The sequence below is a fragment of the Pseudoduganella rivuli genome, from assembly GCF_009674485.1.
Taxonomy (GTDB): Bacteria; Pseudomonadota; Gammaproteobacteria; order Burkholderiales; family Burkholderiaceae_D; genus Rugamonas; species Rugamonas rivuli_B.
This window is the reverse complement of the sequence record NZ_WKJJ01000043.1, coordinates 1-15014: the sequence shown is the minus strand read 5'-3', so window position 1 is coordinate 15014 and position 15014 is coordinate 1. Positions and strand designations below refer to the sequence as shown.

11 protein-coding genes are annotated in these 15014 nt (G+C 61.1%); 10 read left to right on the top strand and 1 reads right to left on the bottom strand.

The window, feature by feature from the left end; all coding sequences use genetic code 11:
• On the top strand, positions 1–116 hold a 116-nt coding region (locus GJ700_RS34220; protein WP_154376719.1), incomplete at its 5' end, for a transposase.
• Here GJ700_RS34220 and GJ700_RS34215 read toward each other — a convergent pair.
• Complete coding sequence (locus GJ700_RS34215) at positions 88–441, bottom strand: hypothetical protein (RefSeq protein WP_154382615.1); 354 nt, start codon at positions 439–441, stop codon at positions 88–90. The genes GJ700_RS34220 and GJ700_RS34215 overlap by 29 nt on opposite strands.
• Positions 442–829: 388 nt before the next feature.
• On the opposite strand from GJ700_RS34215, the gene GJ700_RS34210 reads away from it, so the two are divergent.
• The 9 genes from GJ700_RS34210 to GJ700_RS34170 all read left to right on the top strand — a co-directional run bounded on the left by GJ700_RS34210 (position 830) and on the right by GJ700_RS34170 (position 14850).
• Positions 830–1738, top strand: a complete 909-nt coding sequence (locus GJ700_RS34210) for an AraC family transcriptional regulator (RefSeq protein ID WP_154382613.1) — start codon at positions 830–832, stop codon at positions 1736–1738.
• A 135-nt stretch (positions 1739–1873) separates the two neighbouring features.
• On the top strand, positions 1874–3481 hold the full coding sequence (locus tag GJ700_RS34205) for a M64 family metallopeptidase (protein ID WP_154382611.1): 1608 nt from the start codon (positions 1874–1876) through the stop codon (positions 3479–3481).
• Positions 3482–3543: 62 nt separating this feature from the next.
• Entirely contained in the window at positions 3544–4536 is a 993-nt protein-coding gene (locus GJ700_RS34200) for an alpha/beta hydrolase family protein (RefSeq protein WP_195764108.1), read from the top strand.
• A gap of 406 nt (positions 4537–4942) precedes the next feature.
• On the top strand, positions 4943–5545 hold the full coding sequence (locus GJ700_RS34195) for a helix-turn-helix domain-containing protein (RefSeq protein WP_154382608.1): 603 nt from the start codon (positions 4943–4945) through the stop codon (positions 5543–5545).
• 1 nt (position 5546) lies between these two features.
• Complete coding sequence (locus tag GJ700_RS34190) at positions 5547–5861, top strand: Mpo1-like protein (protein WP_154382606.1); 315 nt, start codon at positions 5547–5549, stop codon at positions 5859–5861.
• 151 nt (positions 5862–6012) lie between these two features.
• Entirely contained in the window at positions 6013–10197 is a 4185-nt protein-coding gene (locus GJ700_RS34185) for a response regulator (protein WP_154382604.1), read from the top strand.
• Positions 10194–11069 (top strand): CheR family methyltransferase, encoded by an 876-nt coding sequence (locus GJ700_RS34180; protein ID WP_371868255.1) that lies wholly within the window; start codon positions 10194–10196, stop codon positions 11067–11069. Before GJ700_RS34185 ends, GJ700_RS34180 begins: the two co-directional genes overlap by 4 nt.
• Complete coding sequence (locus GJ700_RS34175) at positions 11066–11674, top strand: chemotaxis protein CheB (protein ID WP_154382600.1); 609 nt, start codon at positions 11066–11068, stop codon at positions 11672–11674. Before GJ700_RS34180 ends, GJ700_RS34175 begins: the two co-directional genes overlap by 4 nt.
• The gene (locus tag GJ700_RS34170; RefSeq protein ID WP_154382598.1) at positions 11671–14850 is read left to right on the top strand and encodes a response regulator; all 3180 of its coding nucleotides are present in this window, start codon (positions 11671–11673) and stop codon (positions 14848–14850) included. The genes GJ700_RS34175 and GJ700_RS34170 overlap by 4 nt, the downstream gene beginning before the upstream one ends.
• Positions 14851–15014 lie beyond the last annotated feature (164 nt).

The window sequence follows — 15014 nt, the reverse complement described above, 5'->3', positions numbered from 1 at the left end:
GCCAGCTCGAGGGCATCAACAACAAGATAAAGGTAATGAAACGGATGGCCTATGGCTATCGCGACTCGGAATTCTTCTTCCTGAAGATCAAAGCAGCGTTTCCCGGCAATCCGTGAAGAACCTTTTTATTTTCCCGAAGAGGCAGTACGCTTCACCTTTCGCATCAAACTCTGCGTATATATAACTTCCGAATTGTCGAATTGTTGAATAGCTATGGCGATCTGTAATTTGTTGAAATTTATCACTCCCTGCAGCGCCCCACTCTTGCTCCCATTTTCCCGAAAGATCAACTGGGTGGTCCCGAAAAAGTCCGCGAACAGGAAGCCACCAGAAATATTTAACGAAATAGTGCGCTAAACTGAAGTCAAGTAATGTTTTTACGATTAAGACTGCAACTGGTGCGATTAGTCCTGTTGCGATAACATTGTAATCAAGGCTCATTATGTTTCAATTTTTTTGTAAAAAATAAATTGTATCAAATTTCCGAAACTTAAGAATGCTTTGTCAAGATTTTTGTTTTTTTGGGGCAGGGCTAGCCTCTTCCTGATATTCCAATTCGTCTGCGACACTTCGTGCGGTAGGTACTATGTACGAGTCTACGGCTATGCTCACTGGCCGCTAGCATACGCTGCATCTAGATAGAGTGACTAAATGATTTTTGTGCCAGTTGTTAAAAATATACACACGAGGTGCTGAAGTTTAAGTATTTAACTGTAATTCTTGCATAGGTAAAAGCGAAAGATGTTAATGTAAAATCAGCTAGAATGAAAAGTAACGATTGACGGCCTTATACCTGAGAGCAGATAAAGGCGATAGATAGGGTGAGGGAATGATCAGCTGCGTTGACGATCTCCAGCAATGGTTCCGCCAGAGCGGCGTCGATGCATTGCACGCGTGTATCGGTCCGCTGCCCACGTCCGGCGCCGCGCTGGGGCGCTGGACCAGCGACGGCCCCGCCCAGATCATCCGTTCCGTCAGCCCCCATCCCGGCAGTTACCGCCTGGCGCTGATGATGGAACCGCTCGACGCCCGTATCTGGCACGGCAATACGCCTGTGTGGGGCGGCACGATCCCGGCCAGCCGTTTCCGACTGTGTCCACCGGGCGAGCAGGGGCGGTGGAGCCAGTTGAGCGGCTGCGATATTGTCAATGTGTTCATTCCCATCGCCCTGGTCGACCAGTTGGCCATGCGGCGCGGCGATGAAACGGGCGCCGTGCTGACGGCCAACAAGTTCGTGTCGGACCGTACGGTGCTGGACATGGTGCGCCGCATGCTCGACGCGCGGGCGCTTGCCGGGCCGCTGGCGCCGGACCTGTGCGACCACACGGTGATGACCCTGGTGTGCTACCTGCTCGAACATTATTCAAAACCGGACCACGCGCTGGATGGCGGCCTGTCCGGCGCCCGCCTGCGGCGCGTGCTGCGCCATATTGCCGAACATGCCGATGCGCCGCCGTCGAACGGCGAACTGGCCGCGCTGTGCGGCATGAGCGCCGCCCATTTTTCCCGCGAATTCCACCGCGCGGTGGGCGTGCCGCCGCACCGCTACGTGCAGGAGCGCCGGCTCGAACAGGCCGCCGGCGCGCTGGTGGGCAGCGATGCGCGCATCACGGACATCGCGCAGGAAGTGGGTTTTCAAAGCGCCAGCCACTTTACCCGGGCCTTCAGCGCGCAATACGGCATGTCGCCCGCCGCGTGGCGCAGTACCCGGAAAAACCCCGCCCCCTCAACCCCGTAGGGCGGACGGCGGCAAATCCGCGACAGTTCCCCACGTTCATAGCAGTTTCGTGCAATTCCCGCACGAACAGGCAAGCCGCGTTTTGCCAACAACTCTACAGTCTCTGAACCAAACCAAAACCACAAGGAGACAACCATGCCTTACCTGCGCCGTACCGCGGCACTGCTTGCATTGCTGGCATCCCAGGCCGCTTATGCGGATAACATTTCGCTGCGGTTTAACTTTACCGAGGGCCGTACCGGCACCGCCTTTACCGCCACCCATGCCGAGATCGGCACGTTTGCCGTCACCCCCGACGTGCGCAAAGGCGCCGAGGGCGGCCAGTGGCGCGTGGTGGCGAAAGATGCCGCCGGCAATATCCTGCACGAAGTAACCGTTAACAACAGCCAGCAGCGCCACATCGAAGCCTTCAACCGCAAGACGGGCGCGATCGACGTGTCGCAGCACGTGAAACGCCCGGAAGGCGTGTTTGAAGTGTCGCTGCCGTTCGACAAGAACACGGCCAATGTCGAAGTGCTGCCTGTCATCCATGGCAATGGAAGCAGCGCCAAGGCCGCCGTCGCCGCGACGCCGCTGGCCGCCTATGGCCGCGCCGCCTTGGAGCAACTGGCCACCACCACCCAGGCCGGCAAAATGAATAAAGCCGCGCTGGCGCCGGCGGCCACCGCCACCACCATCCTCAACAGCGGCTCGTCCGCCACCAAGATGGACTACGTGTTTGTCGGCGACGGCTACACGGCGGCGGAAATGGGCAAGTGGCAAGCCGACGCGCAAAAGGTCATCAATGGTTTCCTGGCCGATCCCGTGTTTGCCGCCAACAAGGCGTCGATGAATATCCGCCGCGTGGACGTGGCCAGTAACCAGTCCGGCGCGGACGAGATCGACAAGGGCATTTATAAAGACACCGCCATGGATGGCGAGTTTGGCTGCTTCAACATCGACCGCCTGCTGTGCGTGAATTCCACCAAGGTGTACAACATCGTCGGTTCCGTACTGCAGCCGGACCAGCGCGACGTCATCATCGTGATTTCCAATTCGACCCGCTATGGCGGTTCCGGCGGTGAAATCGCCACCTTGTCGATGGCGGACCAGTCGATTGAAATCGCGCTGCACGAGATCGGCCACACGGCGTTTGCGCTGGCCGATGAATATGAATACGGCACCTGCAGCACCACGTCGGAGCCGACCGAAGTCAATGTGTCGCTGAACGGCACGCGCGCCGTGAAATGGGGCAATTTGATTGCCGCCAATACCCCGGTGCCGACGCAGCCCGGCGTCTATGCCAATGGCACGGTCGGCATCTTCCAGGGTGCGCAATATTGCGCGGCCGGCAAGTACCGTCCGACGGAAAATTCGCGCATGCGCACCCTGGGTTATCCATGGCACGCCGTCAATGAAGGCGCGGTCCGCAACGTGTTTGCCAAGTACACGGGCCCGGCCGGCGTGACGCAGACCGGCACGCTGGCATCCGGCGGCAGCGCCAATGCGCCGAGCGCGTCGCCCGGTTATGTGTCGGCCGCTGCGGGCACCTTCACCTTGCAATTGACGGGCCCGGCGGGAACGGATTTCGACCTGTACCTGTATAAATACTCGGGCAGCGCGTGGGTCAAAGTCGCCGCCAGCGAAGGGCAGACGTCGACCGAATCCATTTCATACAATGGCACGGCCGGTTACTACTATGCACAGGTGAAGTCGTATTCGGGCAGTGGCGCGTATACGCTGACCTATAACTTCCCGAAGTAAGCGCGTAAAAACCGTGGTGCGGGCGTTGTCTTATGGTAATATTTTCCTTTTTGATAACTTCAATGCCCGCCCACTTTCTCTCCCGCCTGTGCGCCATCGCTGCCACATGCTGCTTGTTGCCGGGGGCTGCCCAGGCCCAGGCCGCCCTGTTTTCGTCCGCCCCGTCAGTTGTCAGTCAGACCACATGCTTTACGGATAAGGCGCTGAATGCACTGTTACCGAAACGCTCTCCAGACACCAGTGAAAACGTTGCGGCGGGGAATAACGACAACCGTACCCGAAACGAAGAAATGGTACGGCGGTTACGCGAACAGCTGGACTGCTTTGCCTTTACCTATAAAGTCGACGGATTGACCGTGGATGGCCATGTGGTCAAACCTAAACGCAACGACGGGCGCAAATTACCCGTGCTGGTGTTTAACCGGGGCGGCAACATCCGCAGGGAGCCATTGTCGCTACGGGAGCTGGTGCGTGACCAGATGCAGTGGGCTGACCAGGGTTATATCGTTATTTCCAGCCAATATCGGGGTGTCGGCCACGATGAATTCGGTGGCCGGGATGTGAATGACGTGATGGCGTTATTACCTGTTATCGACGGCATGCCGGAAGCGGATCCTGAAAAGATCGGCATGATTGGTATCAGCCGCGGCAATATCATGACGTATCTGGCCGCCGCGCGCAGCCGTCGTATTAAAGCCATTGCGATCTGGGGCGGTGTTTCGGATTTGTTGACGGAATTACCGCGCCGGCCGGAAATGGAACGGGTGATGGAGAGGCTGATCCCCGATTATGAAAATAACCGGGAACAAGCGTTGAAAGACCGTTCCGTTTTATATTGGCTGGATCGCATTGATCCGAAATTGCCGGTACTGCTGTTGCATGGCGATGCCGATGTCCAGGTCTCAAAAGAGAACGCGGTCGTCATGGCGCAAAAGCTTAAAGAACGGGAGCAGCCTTATAAGCTGGTGATCTATCCGAATGGCGACCATGGATTGACAAAATATCCGATTCCGGTCCGTAAGGAGTTAATGGAATGGTTTGGTCGGTATTTGTAAAATCAAAAAAATACGCTGAAAAAGAAATGGCCACCCTATGAGAGTGGCCATTTGCGAAGTACCTGCCCGGTCCCGCTCTGCAACTCCGGCGCACCTGTACTCCACGTCTTCACTATAGCACGCGCTTTTAAAAAATCGAGCAAAAAAATAGTATGGTGCGAGGAAACTCATTCTTCCCGGCACATTGCTCAAATTAATCTTAATTTCGCTCTCATAGCAGCGAACTATTTAAATAGCCGCCCCGCGAAGACCAGGCGATAACGTTGCTGGCGGCAGACCGGTGCGTCCATGGGGGCGTCCACTGTCGTACGGGCGCGTCAGCTGTTCCATAGCGTTCCTCTATGCAATGGCGAAAGTGCATGCAGTCTGTGCCAGAAGCTGGCGCATACGTGCTAAGATTTGGCCCATGATCGCCCAAGCCCTCTTCACACCCGCCCAGCAAAAGCTGCTGGGGTTGATGTTCGTTCGCGTCAACGATGGATTTCACTTGAACGAGATCATGCGTCTCACAGGGTTAGGTAGTGCATCTGCGCAACGTGAATTGCGGCGCTTACACGATTCCGGATTGATCGTTTCCGAACGCATCGGCAATGTGCGCCGTTTCCGTCCAAATAAAGACAGCCTCGTTTATGAGGAGTTGTCCAGCCTGGTTCGTAAAACATTCGGCCTGGTCAGCGTATTGAATTCCGCATTGTCGCCATTGGGCGATGTATTGAATGTGGCCTTTGTGTATGGCGCCAGCGCCATGGAACAGGAAGCCACGGATGGCAAGATTGAATTGCTGCTGATTGGCGACAACACCAGTTATGGCGAATTGCTGTCACGGCTCCCGGTGGCGGAACGTATTTTGCGCCGTAAAATCAATCCCAACCTGTATTCGTTGCCGGATTTCCGCCGCCGTTTGCGGGAGCAGCAACAATTCCTCGTGCAAGTATTACGCGAACCCAAAGTATTTGTATGGGGCGATGAAACCGATTTGAATTATGTGAGCCGTATCGAGGAGAATTGATATGCAGGCGCAGGCGGAGCGGTTCCATACTTTTAAAGAGTTTTATCCGTTTTACCTGCAAGAGCATGCCAATATTACTTGCCGCCGTTTGCATTTTGCCGGCTCCACGTTGGTTGTGTTGATCCTGATTGCTGCCGTTGTGCTTGAAAATTATATGCTGCTCTGGCTGATGCCTATTGCGGGATATGGCTTCGCATGGGTTGGTCATTTCTTTTTCGAGCATAATCGTCCCGCCACATTTAAATACCCTGTATATAGCCTGATCGGCGATTGGGTGATGTATAAGGATATGTGGACCGGTAAAATACGCTGGTAATTCTTTCACGCCAAATATTTCCGGCTGACATTTTGTGGCGGGACTGCCGCAGCGTCCCGGTAATTAATTACTTTCTCCTTGACACCCATTTGGCAGTCGTCGATGCTTTCTATAATGCATGTGCGATGACTGACGCCGCCCGGGAGGGTCTTTGAAACCCCTGTTCTACCCCGCTATCAACTTGATGAGCAGGCTGCGCTATGCGCACAAATTTGTCCTGCTGGGCATCCTCGCGCTGGGCGCCATCGTCGTGTTGCTGGCGCAATTGTTCGTTGCGATGGACCAGGTGATCGAACCGTCCCGCAACGAATTGCGCGGTGTCGAAGCGCTGGTGCGCCTGAACCGGGTTATTCAGCTGGTCCAGCACGACCGCGGCCTGTCTGCCGGATTGCTTGGAGGTAACCCCGCATTTGGCCCGAAGCAGCGCGCCAAAGCCGCGGAAGTCGACCTGGCCCTTGGCCAATTGTCGGAATTCCTGCCCCCGGCCGTGGCCGGGTCGCAGCGCTGGCGCGAAGTCTCGTCCGACTGGCGCGCACTACGCCAGTTCGGCCTGGAATGGACGCAAAAGATCAATACGCTGCGTCACGAGCAATTGATTGCCAAGATGCTCACATTGGGCACCGACATTGCCGATACCAGCGCGCTGACCCTGGACCCGGAAATTTCGTCGTATTACCTGATCGACACGCTGGTCAAGTTGCCCTTCTTTACAGAGCGGCTGGGCCAGTTGCGGGCGGCCGGCGCCGCCATGGTGGCGCGCGGCGCCGTGACGGATGCGGAAAAACTGGAAATGGCGGGCTTGTTGGGGCACATGCGCATCGCGCGCGACTTGCAGACTGCGAACCTGGAAAAAGTCACGGCATACAATCCCGTGCTGCGTCCCGTGATCGCGGGCCTGGACCAGCGGGTCGAAACCGGCATCCGCAATACCATCGCCATCGTGCAGGATGAAATCATCGGCGCCCGCCTGGGCATGAGCACGGCTGCCTACATCGACCATTTCACCAACCTGATCGACCAGTTTTATACGGGTGGAGAAGAAGTGCTGGCGCCCGCGCTGCGCACGGCGCTGAACAGCCGCATCGTCCACGCGCGCGAACGGCTGGCTTGGGCGGGCGGGCTGACCTTGCTGGCGTGCCTGTTGTTTGCGTATTTCGCCGTCGGCGCCTACCTGTCGCTGACCGAACAGATCCAGCACGTGCTGGCGACGCTGCGCACCTTGGGCGACGATTGCCGCGACCGCGCCGACATGGTGGAAGCGATTGCGGCCGGCGACTTGAGCCGCGACGTGCGCGAACCGCCACCGCTCGAACTGGGCAAGTTTTCCGGCTTGCGCGATGAAATCGGCGCGTTGGGCATGGCGATTGCCGGCATGAGCGATGCGCAACTGTTGCTGGGCCGGGGCTTTGCCCGCATGACGCGCACCTTGCGCATCCACCGCGACGACGAGCGGCGCCAGGACTGGTTCAAGAGCGGCATCAATACGCTCAATGTGCAATTGCGGGGCGACCGCCAGCTGGACCAGTTGACGGGCGCCGTGATCCGCTTTGTGACGGAACAGGTGGGCGGCGCCGTGGGCGCGCTGTACCTGTTCGACGCCGACCGGCAAGTGCTGGAACTGGCAGCGTCCTATGCGATGACGCCGTCGCAGCCGCCGCGCAACCAGGTGACGCTGGGCGAAGGGTGGGCCGGCATGGCGGCGGTCGAGCGCCGCACCGCGGTGTTGAAACAGGTGCCGTCGTCCTATCTCGACGTCGGCTCGGCGCTGGGCAGCACGGCGCCCGCCGCCGTGGTCGCGGTGCCGCTGGTGCATGACGGCAGCCTGATGGGCCTGGTGGAACTCGGCACCCTGGGGGAACTCGACGACATCAAGCTCGCATGGCTGGAGCAGGCGGCGGAAGCCGTGGCGGTGGCCATCGGCGTGGAACAGGCGCGCCGCCGCGTGGCCACGTTGCTGGAACAGACCCAGGTGCAGACCGAAGAATTGATGGTCCAGCAAGAGGAATTGCAGCAATCGAATGAAGAACTGGAAGAGCGCGCGCAATTGCTGGAACAGCAGCGCGAAGTGATCCGGCAAAAGAGCGCGGAAAGCGAACAGGCCAGCCGTGAATTGCGCCGCAAGGCGGACGAACTGGAGCGTACCAGCGCGTACAAATCCGAGTTCCTCGCCAACATGTCGCACGAGTTGCGCACGCCGCTGAACAGCATGCTGATCCTGTCCAGCCTGCTGAAGCAAAACAAGGAAGGCAAGCTCAGCGATAAGCAAGTCGAATATGCAGCCACCATCAACAGCGCCGGCAAGGATTTGCTGAACCTGATCAACGATATCCTGGACCTGTCGAAGATCGAGGCAGGCCGCGTGGAATTGCAGCTGGAAACTGTCGCGCTCGACAACCTGGCGGCGCAATTGAAAGACTTGTTCATGCCGCAGGCGGAACACCAGGGACTGGCGTTTTCCGTCGATCTGGCGGCGGGCGCGCCGTCTTCCATCAAGACCGATCCACAGCGCCTGCAGCAAGTGCTGAAAAACCTGCTGGCCAACGCCATCAAGTTTACGTCGCATGGCAGGGTGGGCCTGTCGATCCGTCCTGCCGTCGCCGGCGAACATGGCTTGCCGGATGCCGCCGTGGCGTTTGCCATCAGCGATACCGGTGTCGGCATCGCGCCGGACCAGCACGAACGCATTTTCCACGCCTTCCAGCAAGCGGACGGTTCGACCAGCCGCAAGTTTGGCGGCACGGGACTGGGCTTGTCGATCTCGCGCCAGCTGGCGCGCCGCATGGGCGGGGAAATCGCCCTGTCCAGCGCACCGGGCGCCGGCAGCATCTTTACGTTGTTCCTGCCGCTGGACGGCAGCGCGGCGGCCGACCTGCATGCCGCCGCGCAGGCCGCAACGCACATGACGTCGCAGACACCGATGGCGTCCATGACGCCGGCAATGCCATCAATGCCGGCAATGCCGGCAGCGCCGCCAGTGCGTGCGCCTGCCGCCTCGCCTGCGCAGCCACAGGCGCCCGCCCGCGTCCCCGAATTCCCTGCTGCCGCATGCGGCGCCGCCAAGCCTGCCCCATTTGCCGCGCTGGCGGCGACGCCGGAAGGTCAGCCGGCCGGTGCGATGGACGACGACCGTTGCAGCGTGCTCCCGGAAACCCGCTGCATCCTCATCGTGGAAGACGACCTGGCGTTTGCCGGCATCTTGCGCGACACCGTGCGCGAACACGGGTTCCAGGCCATCGTCGCGTGCGATGGCGAAGAGGGGCTGGCGCTGGCCGAGCGTTACCGGCCCACGGCGATCCTGCTGGACGTGATGCTGCCCCATATCGATGGCTGGGGCGTGATGCGCAGCATCAAGGACAACCCCGCCACCCGCCACATTCCCGTGCACTTCATCACGTGCCTGGAAGACCGCCAGAAGGCGCTGGGCCTGGGGGCGATCGGCTTCATCACGAAACCGGTCAGTGCGGAACAGCTGGACCAGGTGCTCGATTCAATCGGCGCCGTCATCGACCGCAAGGACAAGCGCCTGCTGGTGGTGGAAGACGACGAAGTGGAAGCCATGAGCGTGTCCGAACTGCTGTCCACGGACGGCCTGGATATCACGATCGCCCGCTCAGGCCAGGAAGCGCTGGCCTTGCTGGCGCAGCGCTATTACGACTGCATGGTGCTGGACCTGGGGCTGTCCGACATGTCCGGCTTTGAATTGCTGGACCAGTTGCAGGCAAGCCAGTGCGCGCCGCAAATGCCCGTCATCGTGCATTCCGGCCGCAGCCTGACGGAACTCGATGAAGCGCGCCTGCGCCGCTATACGGACAGCATTATCGTCAAGGGCGCCAAGAGTCCCGAACGGCTGGTGGGCGAAGTCAGCCTGTTCCTGCACCTGGTGGAAAGCTCGCTGCCGCAAGACCAGCAAAAAATGATCCGGCGCGCGCTCGACAAGGAAGCCATGTTCGAGCGCCGCAAGGTGCTGCTGGTCGACGACGATATCCGCAATATCTTTTCATTGTCGTCGGTGCTGGCCGAGAAAGGCATGCAGATCGTCGAAGCGGGCAACGGCATCGAAGCGCTGGCGCGGCTGCAGGAACATCCGGACATCGACATCGTGCTGATGGATATCATGATGCCGGAAATGGATGGCTTCGAAGCGATGCGCCGCATTCGCCGCGATGCGCGATGGACGCGCCTGCCCGTGATCGCGCTGACGGCCAAGGCCATGCTGGGCGACCAGAAACAATGCCTCGACGCGGGCGCCAGCGATTACCTGGCCAAGCCGGTCGACCTCGACAAGCTGTTCTCGCTGATGAGAGTCTGGCTTTATCAGGCGGGGGAGGTGGCGTGAACGAGCAGCAAATCGCCGCGCTGGAAATCGATTTGCTGGTGTCCGCCATCCGCCAGGCGCATGGCTACGACTTTTCCGAATATGCGCAGGCGTCGCTGGCGCGGCGCCTGACCGCGTGGCTGGCCAAATCCGGCTACGACAGCTTTGGCGCCGCCATGTCGGCCGTGCTGCGCGACACCGCTTTGTGCCGCTCGCTGGTGGAAGACGTGACGGTCAATGTGTCCGACATGTTCCGCGACCCCGTGTTTTTCCGCGCGCTGCGCGCCGAAGTGGTGCCGCACCTGCGCACCTATCCGCACGCGAAAATCTGGGTGGCGGGATGCGCGGGCGGTGAGGAAGTGCTGTCGCTGGCCATCATCCTGCGCGAAGAGGGTATCGGGGACAAGTGCCGCATCTATGCGACGGATTTGAACGAGGCGGTGCTGGAACGGGCGCGCCAGGGCATGTTCGATTTGCGCGACATGCAGCGCTATACGCGCAATTACCAGCAGTCGGGTGGCAGCGCCGCTTTTTCCGATTATTACGTGGCGCGCTATGGCCGGGCGTTGTTCGATCCGGGCTTGCTGCGCAACGTGGTCTTCGCGGCGCACAACCTGGCCACCGATGCCGACTTCAGTGAAATGCAATTGATACTGTGCCGTAACGTCATGATTTACTTTAAGCCGTCGCTGAAGGAACGCTTGCTCTCGCTGTTCGACGGTTGCCTGACGCCGGGCGGCTTCCTGTGCCTGGGCGCCAAGGAAACGCTGGACCAGCGGGGGATTTCGCCGCATTACCGCGAAGTGGTTTCCCACACCCGCATCTACCGCAAGGAATATGCGCGGGCGCTGCGCACCGGTACGGCGCCGGGACCGGCGGGAGCCGCGCAATGAAAGCCGCCGCCACGAGCGCCGTCCGCAAGCCGCGCTATCGCGCCGTGGCCATCGCCGTCTCCACCGGTGGCGTGGAGGCGCTCAAGCGCGTGCTGCCCCCGTTGCCGGCCAGCTTCCCGCTGCCGGTGCTGGTGGTGATCCATATCGCGGCCGCCAGCGGCGACGGGCTGGCGCGGCTGCTCGACGCGGTGTCGCCGCTGCACGTCAAGGAAGCGGACGAGGGTGAGCAAGCCGTTGCGGGCACGGTGTACCTGGCGCCGCCCGGCTACCACATGCTGGTGGAACTCGATGGCAGGATGGCGCTGGCGCTGGATCCGCCCGTGAATTTTGCACGCCCTTCGGCCGATGTACTGTTCGAGTCGGCCTGCGCCTGTTATGGCGCGGCGCTGATCGGCGTGGTGCTGACCGGCGCCGGTTCCGACGGCGCCAGCGGCCTGGCTGGCATCGGCGCCGCGGGCGGCTATACCATCGTGCAAGACCCGGCGCGCGCTGTCATGGATTCGATGCCGCGCGCCGCACTGGCGCGGCGTGCGCCGGACAGCGTGGTGGCGCTCGATGACTTGCCCGCGCTGTTGCAAAAACTGGCGGCGGAGACCTTGCCATGAACCGCGCGCACCCGTTCCCCATTCTGCTGGTCGACGACAACGACGCCAATTTGCTGGCGCTGTCCGGTTTGCTCGACGGCGTCGACAACCTGGAAATCGTCACCGTCACCAGTGGCGAAGAAGCGCTGCGCCAGCTGTTGCGGCGCGAGTTCGGCCTGGTGCTGATGGACGTGCAAATGCCCGGCATGGATGGCTACGAAGCGGCCACGCTGATGCGCGCCAATCCGAAGACCCGCCATGTGCCGATCGTGTTCGTGACGGCGGAAATGGACAGCGCCCAGTTCGCATTCCGCGGGTATGAAACCGGCGCTGTCGATTACCTTGTCAAGCCGATCGAAGCGCTGGTGCTGCATGCCAAGGTCAACGTGTTTGCCACGTTGTTCCGGCAACGGCTGGCCATCATTGATTTCGAGCGCTACGTGCACCAGGTGGAAAACGTGCTGGCGGCGCGCCGTATCGGCCCGGAAGGCCAGCAGTTGCGGCTGCTGATTGTCGACGACCAGCCGGCCAACCTGCTGGCGCTGGAAGGCATGCTGGGCGAATTACCGAATGTGCAGCTGGTGCGGGCCAACTCGGGGCCGGAAGCGCTGCGCGCCGTGCTGCGCGCCGAGTACGCGGCGGTGCTGCTGGACGTGCAAATGCCGGGCATGGATGGTTTTGAAACAGCGGAACTGATACGGGCCAATCCCAAGACCGCGACCCTGCCGATCATCTTCGTCACGGCCGGCATGAAGGGACGCGACGCCCAGTTCAAGGGTTATGAACTGGGCGCGGTGGATTACCTGATCAAGCCGCTGGAGCCGGCGATCCTGATGTCCAAGGTGCGCGTGTTCTGCGACCTGTACCAGCAGCGCATGGCGCTCGAGCAGCAAAGCTCGCACCTGGAAATCCTGGTGGCGGAGCGCACCGAGGCGCTGCGCCGCAGCGCCGACGAATTGACGGAAAGCCGCGAGCGCTACCGCCGTCTGCTGGGCGCCGTCACGCACCAGCTGTTTTCGCTGCGCCCCGCCAACGGCACGCTGCGCTCGTACGGCCACGGTTCCGGCTGCGAAGCGGTGACGGGTTATCCGCCGCAAGCGTTTGAAAACGATCCGACCCTGTGGCTGACCATCGTGCCGGAAGCGGACCGCGCGCAGGTGGCCGCCCGCGCCGCGGCGGCGCTCGATAACAATGCCATCAGCCAGCTGGAACACCGCATCCGCTGCGCGGACGGCATGCCGCGCTGGGTGCGCTCTACGTTCGTGCGGGCCGGCACGGACGAAGCCCCGGCCTGCGACGTGCTGATCGAAGACATCGACCAGCGGCGCCGGGTCGAGGAAGACCGCGCACGGCTGGTCGACCAGCTGGCGCTGGCCACGCGGGCGGCGCGCCTCGGCATATGGGACTGGAACCTGGCGACCGATGAACTGGTGTGGGACGAGCGCATGTACCAGATGGTGGGCGTCGCGCCGGGCGACCTTGGCGATGCGCACCACACGTGGCTGGCGACCGTGCATCCGGAAGACCGTGCACTGTGCGAGCGCGCCAAGCTGTTTGCACTGGAAAAGGACGTCCCTTACGACATTGAATTCCGCATGTGCTGCCCGGACGGTTCGATCCGCCACATCAAGGCCGACGGCCAGGTGGTGCGCAATGCGCAGGGACAGCCGATGCGCATGACCGGCATCCATTACGACATCACGGAGCGCAAACAGGCGGAAGAGGAAATGCGGCGCCACCGTGACCACTTGCTCGAACTGGTGGACGAGCGCACCGCGAGTTTGCTGGCCGCCACCAAGACGGCGGAAACGGCGAACCGCGTGAAGTCCGAATTCCTGGCCAAGATGAGCCACGAATTGCGCACGCCGCTCAACGCGGTGATCGGCTTTTCCCAGTTGATGGCGCGCACGCAGTCGCTGTCGCCGGACCAGCAGCGCAACCTGGAAATCATCCATCGCTCCGGCCAGCATTTGCTCACCCTGATCAATGACGTGCTGGCGCTGTCGAAAATCGAAGCGGGCGGCACGCGGCTGGACCCGGTCGATACGGACCTGGTGCGGCTGCTCGATGAAGTGGCGGAAATGCTGCGCATCCGCGCGCAGGCGGCGGGGCTGGAACTGTTGCTGGAATTGGACGGCATGCAGGACGGCGCGTTTGCCGTGCGCGTGGATTCCGTCAAGTTGCGCCAGGTGCTGATCAACTTGCTGGGCAACGCGCTGAAATTCACGCAGCAGGGCAGCGTGCGGCTGCATGTGCGGGCGCACGTGCAAAATGGCCAGGCCCGTGTCGCGTTCACCATCCGCGACACGGGCGTCGGCATGTCGCCCGCCGACTTGCAGCGCATTTTCGAACCTTTCGTGCAAGTGGGGGCGCACACGGGAGAAGGCGGCACGGGCCTGGGGCTGGCGATTTCGCGCCAGTACGTGGAATTGCTGGGCGGGGAACTGGAAGTGGAGTCGGAACTGGGACATGGTTCGATGTTCCGCTTCGCGCTGACGCTGCCGGTGGCGGCCCATGCGCCGGCCACGCCGGTGATGCAGGGCCAGGTGCTGGGGCTGGACCAGTCGCAGCGGGGCAGGCGCGTGCTGGTGGCCGACGACGACCGCGAATCGCAAATGCTGCTGGGCGAATTGCTGGAGCCGCTGGGCTTCGTGGTGGCGTATGCGGGCGATGGCATCGAAACACTGTCGCGCATGAACAGTTTTACGCCGCACCTGGTGCTGATGGACTGGCGTATGCCGCAGCTGGACGGGTTGGCCACGATACGGCGCATCCGCAGCCAGGCGGACGGGCCGCAGCCGCGCATCATCATGTGCACGGCCAGCGCCTTTGAAGAACAGTGCACGCTGGCGCTGGAAGCCGGTGCGGACGCGTTCCTGCGCAAGCCGCTCAACGTCAATGAACTGTATGCGCATATCGAGAACCAGCTGGGATTGCATTTCCAGCGGGGACCGGCGCCGGCACAGGCCACGGGCGGTCTCGCGCCGAACAGCGTGGCGGAAGTGTTGCGGGAAGAGCTGGCGGCCTTGCCGGAAGAGATACGGGGTGCGCTGAAGGAAGGGGCGCTGGCGCTGGACCAGCACCGCCTGGCCGGGGCGCTGGCGGCCATCGAGCAGGAGCACCCGGACCTGGCGGCGCGGCTGCGGCATATGACCGCCGCGTTCAGGTACCGGGAATTATGGGCGTTGTTGCCATGAACGCCCCGGGAACGTCGTCACGGCGGCGGCGCATCCGCGTAGAACCTATGATGTAAAAGAAAGAGCCGTCGGCATAACGATTTCCTAAACTGGAGGTGCTAACCAATCCAAATAAGGGGATCATCATGCAAACGGCTCAAACTCATTTTACGTCGATTGAATTG

Excerpts from the sequence above, each read along its gene's own strand:
- GJ700_RS34205 (WP_154382611.1), top strand. The coding sequence starts at position 1,874 with ATGCCTTACCTGCGCCGTACCGCGGCACTGCTTGCATTGCTGGCATCC.
- GJ700_RS34210 (WP_154382613.1), top strand. The coding sequence starts at position 830 with ATGATCAGCTGCGTTGACGATCTCCAGCAATGGTTCCGCCAGAGCGGC.
- GJ700_RS34215 (WP_154382615.1), bottom strand. The coding sequence starts at position 441 with ATGAGCCTTGATTACAATGTTATCGCAACAGGACTAATCGCACCAGTT.
- GJ700_RS34170 (WP_154382598.1), top strand. The coding sequence starts at position 11,671 with ATGAACCGCGCGCACCCGTTCCCCATTCTGCTGGTCGACGACAACGAC.
- GJ700_RS34200 (WP_195764108.1), top strand. The coding sequence starts at position 3,544 with ATGCCCGCCCACTTTCTCTCCCGCCTGTGCGCCATCGCTGCCACATGC.
- GJ700_RS34190 (WP_154382606.1), top strand. The coding sequence starts at position 5,547 with ATGCAGGCGCAGGCGGAGCGGTTCCATACTTTTAAAGAGTTTTATCCG.
- GJ700_RS34175 (WP_154382600.1), top strand. The coding sequence starts at position 11,066 with ATGAAAGCCGCCGCCACGAGCGCCGTCCGCAAGCCGCGCTATCGCGCC.
- GJ700_RS34195 (WP_154382608.1), top strand. The coding sequence starts at position 4,943 with ATGATCGCCCAAGCCCTCTTCACACCCGCCCAGCAAAAGCTGCTGGGG.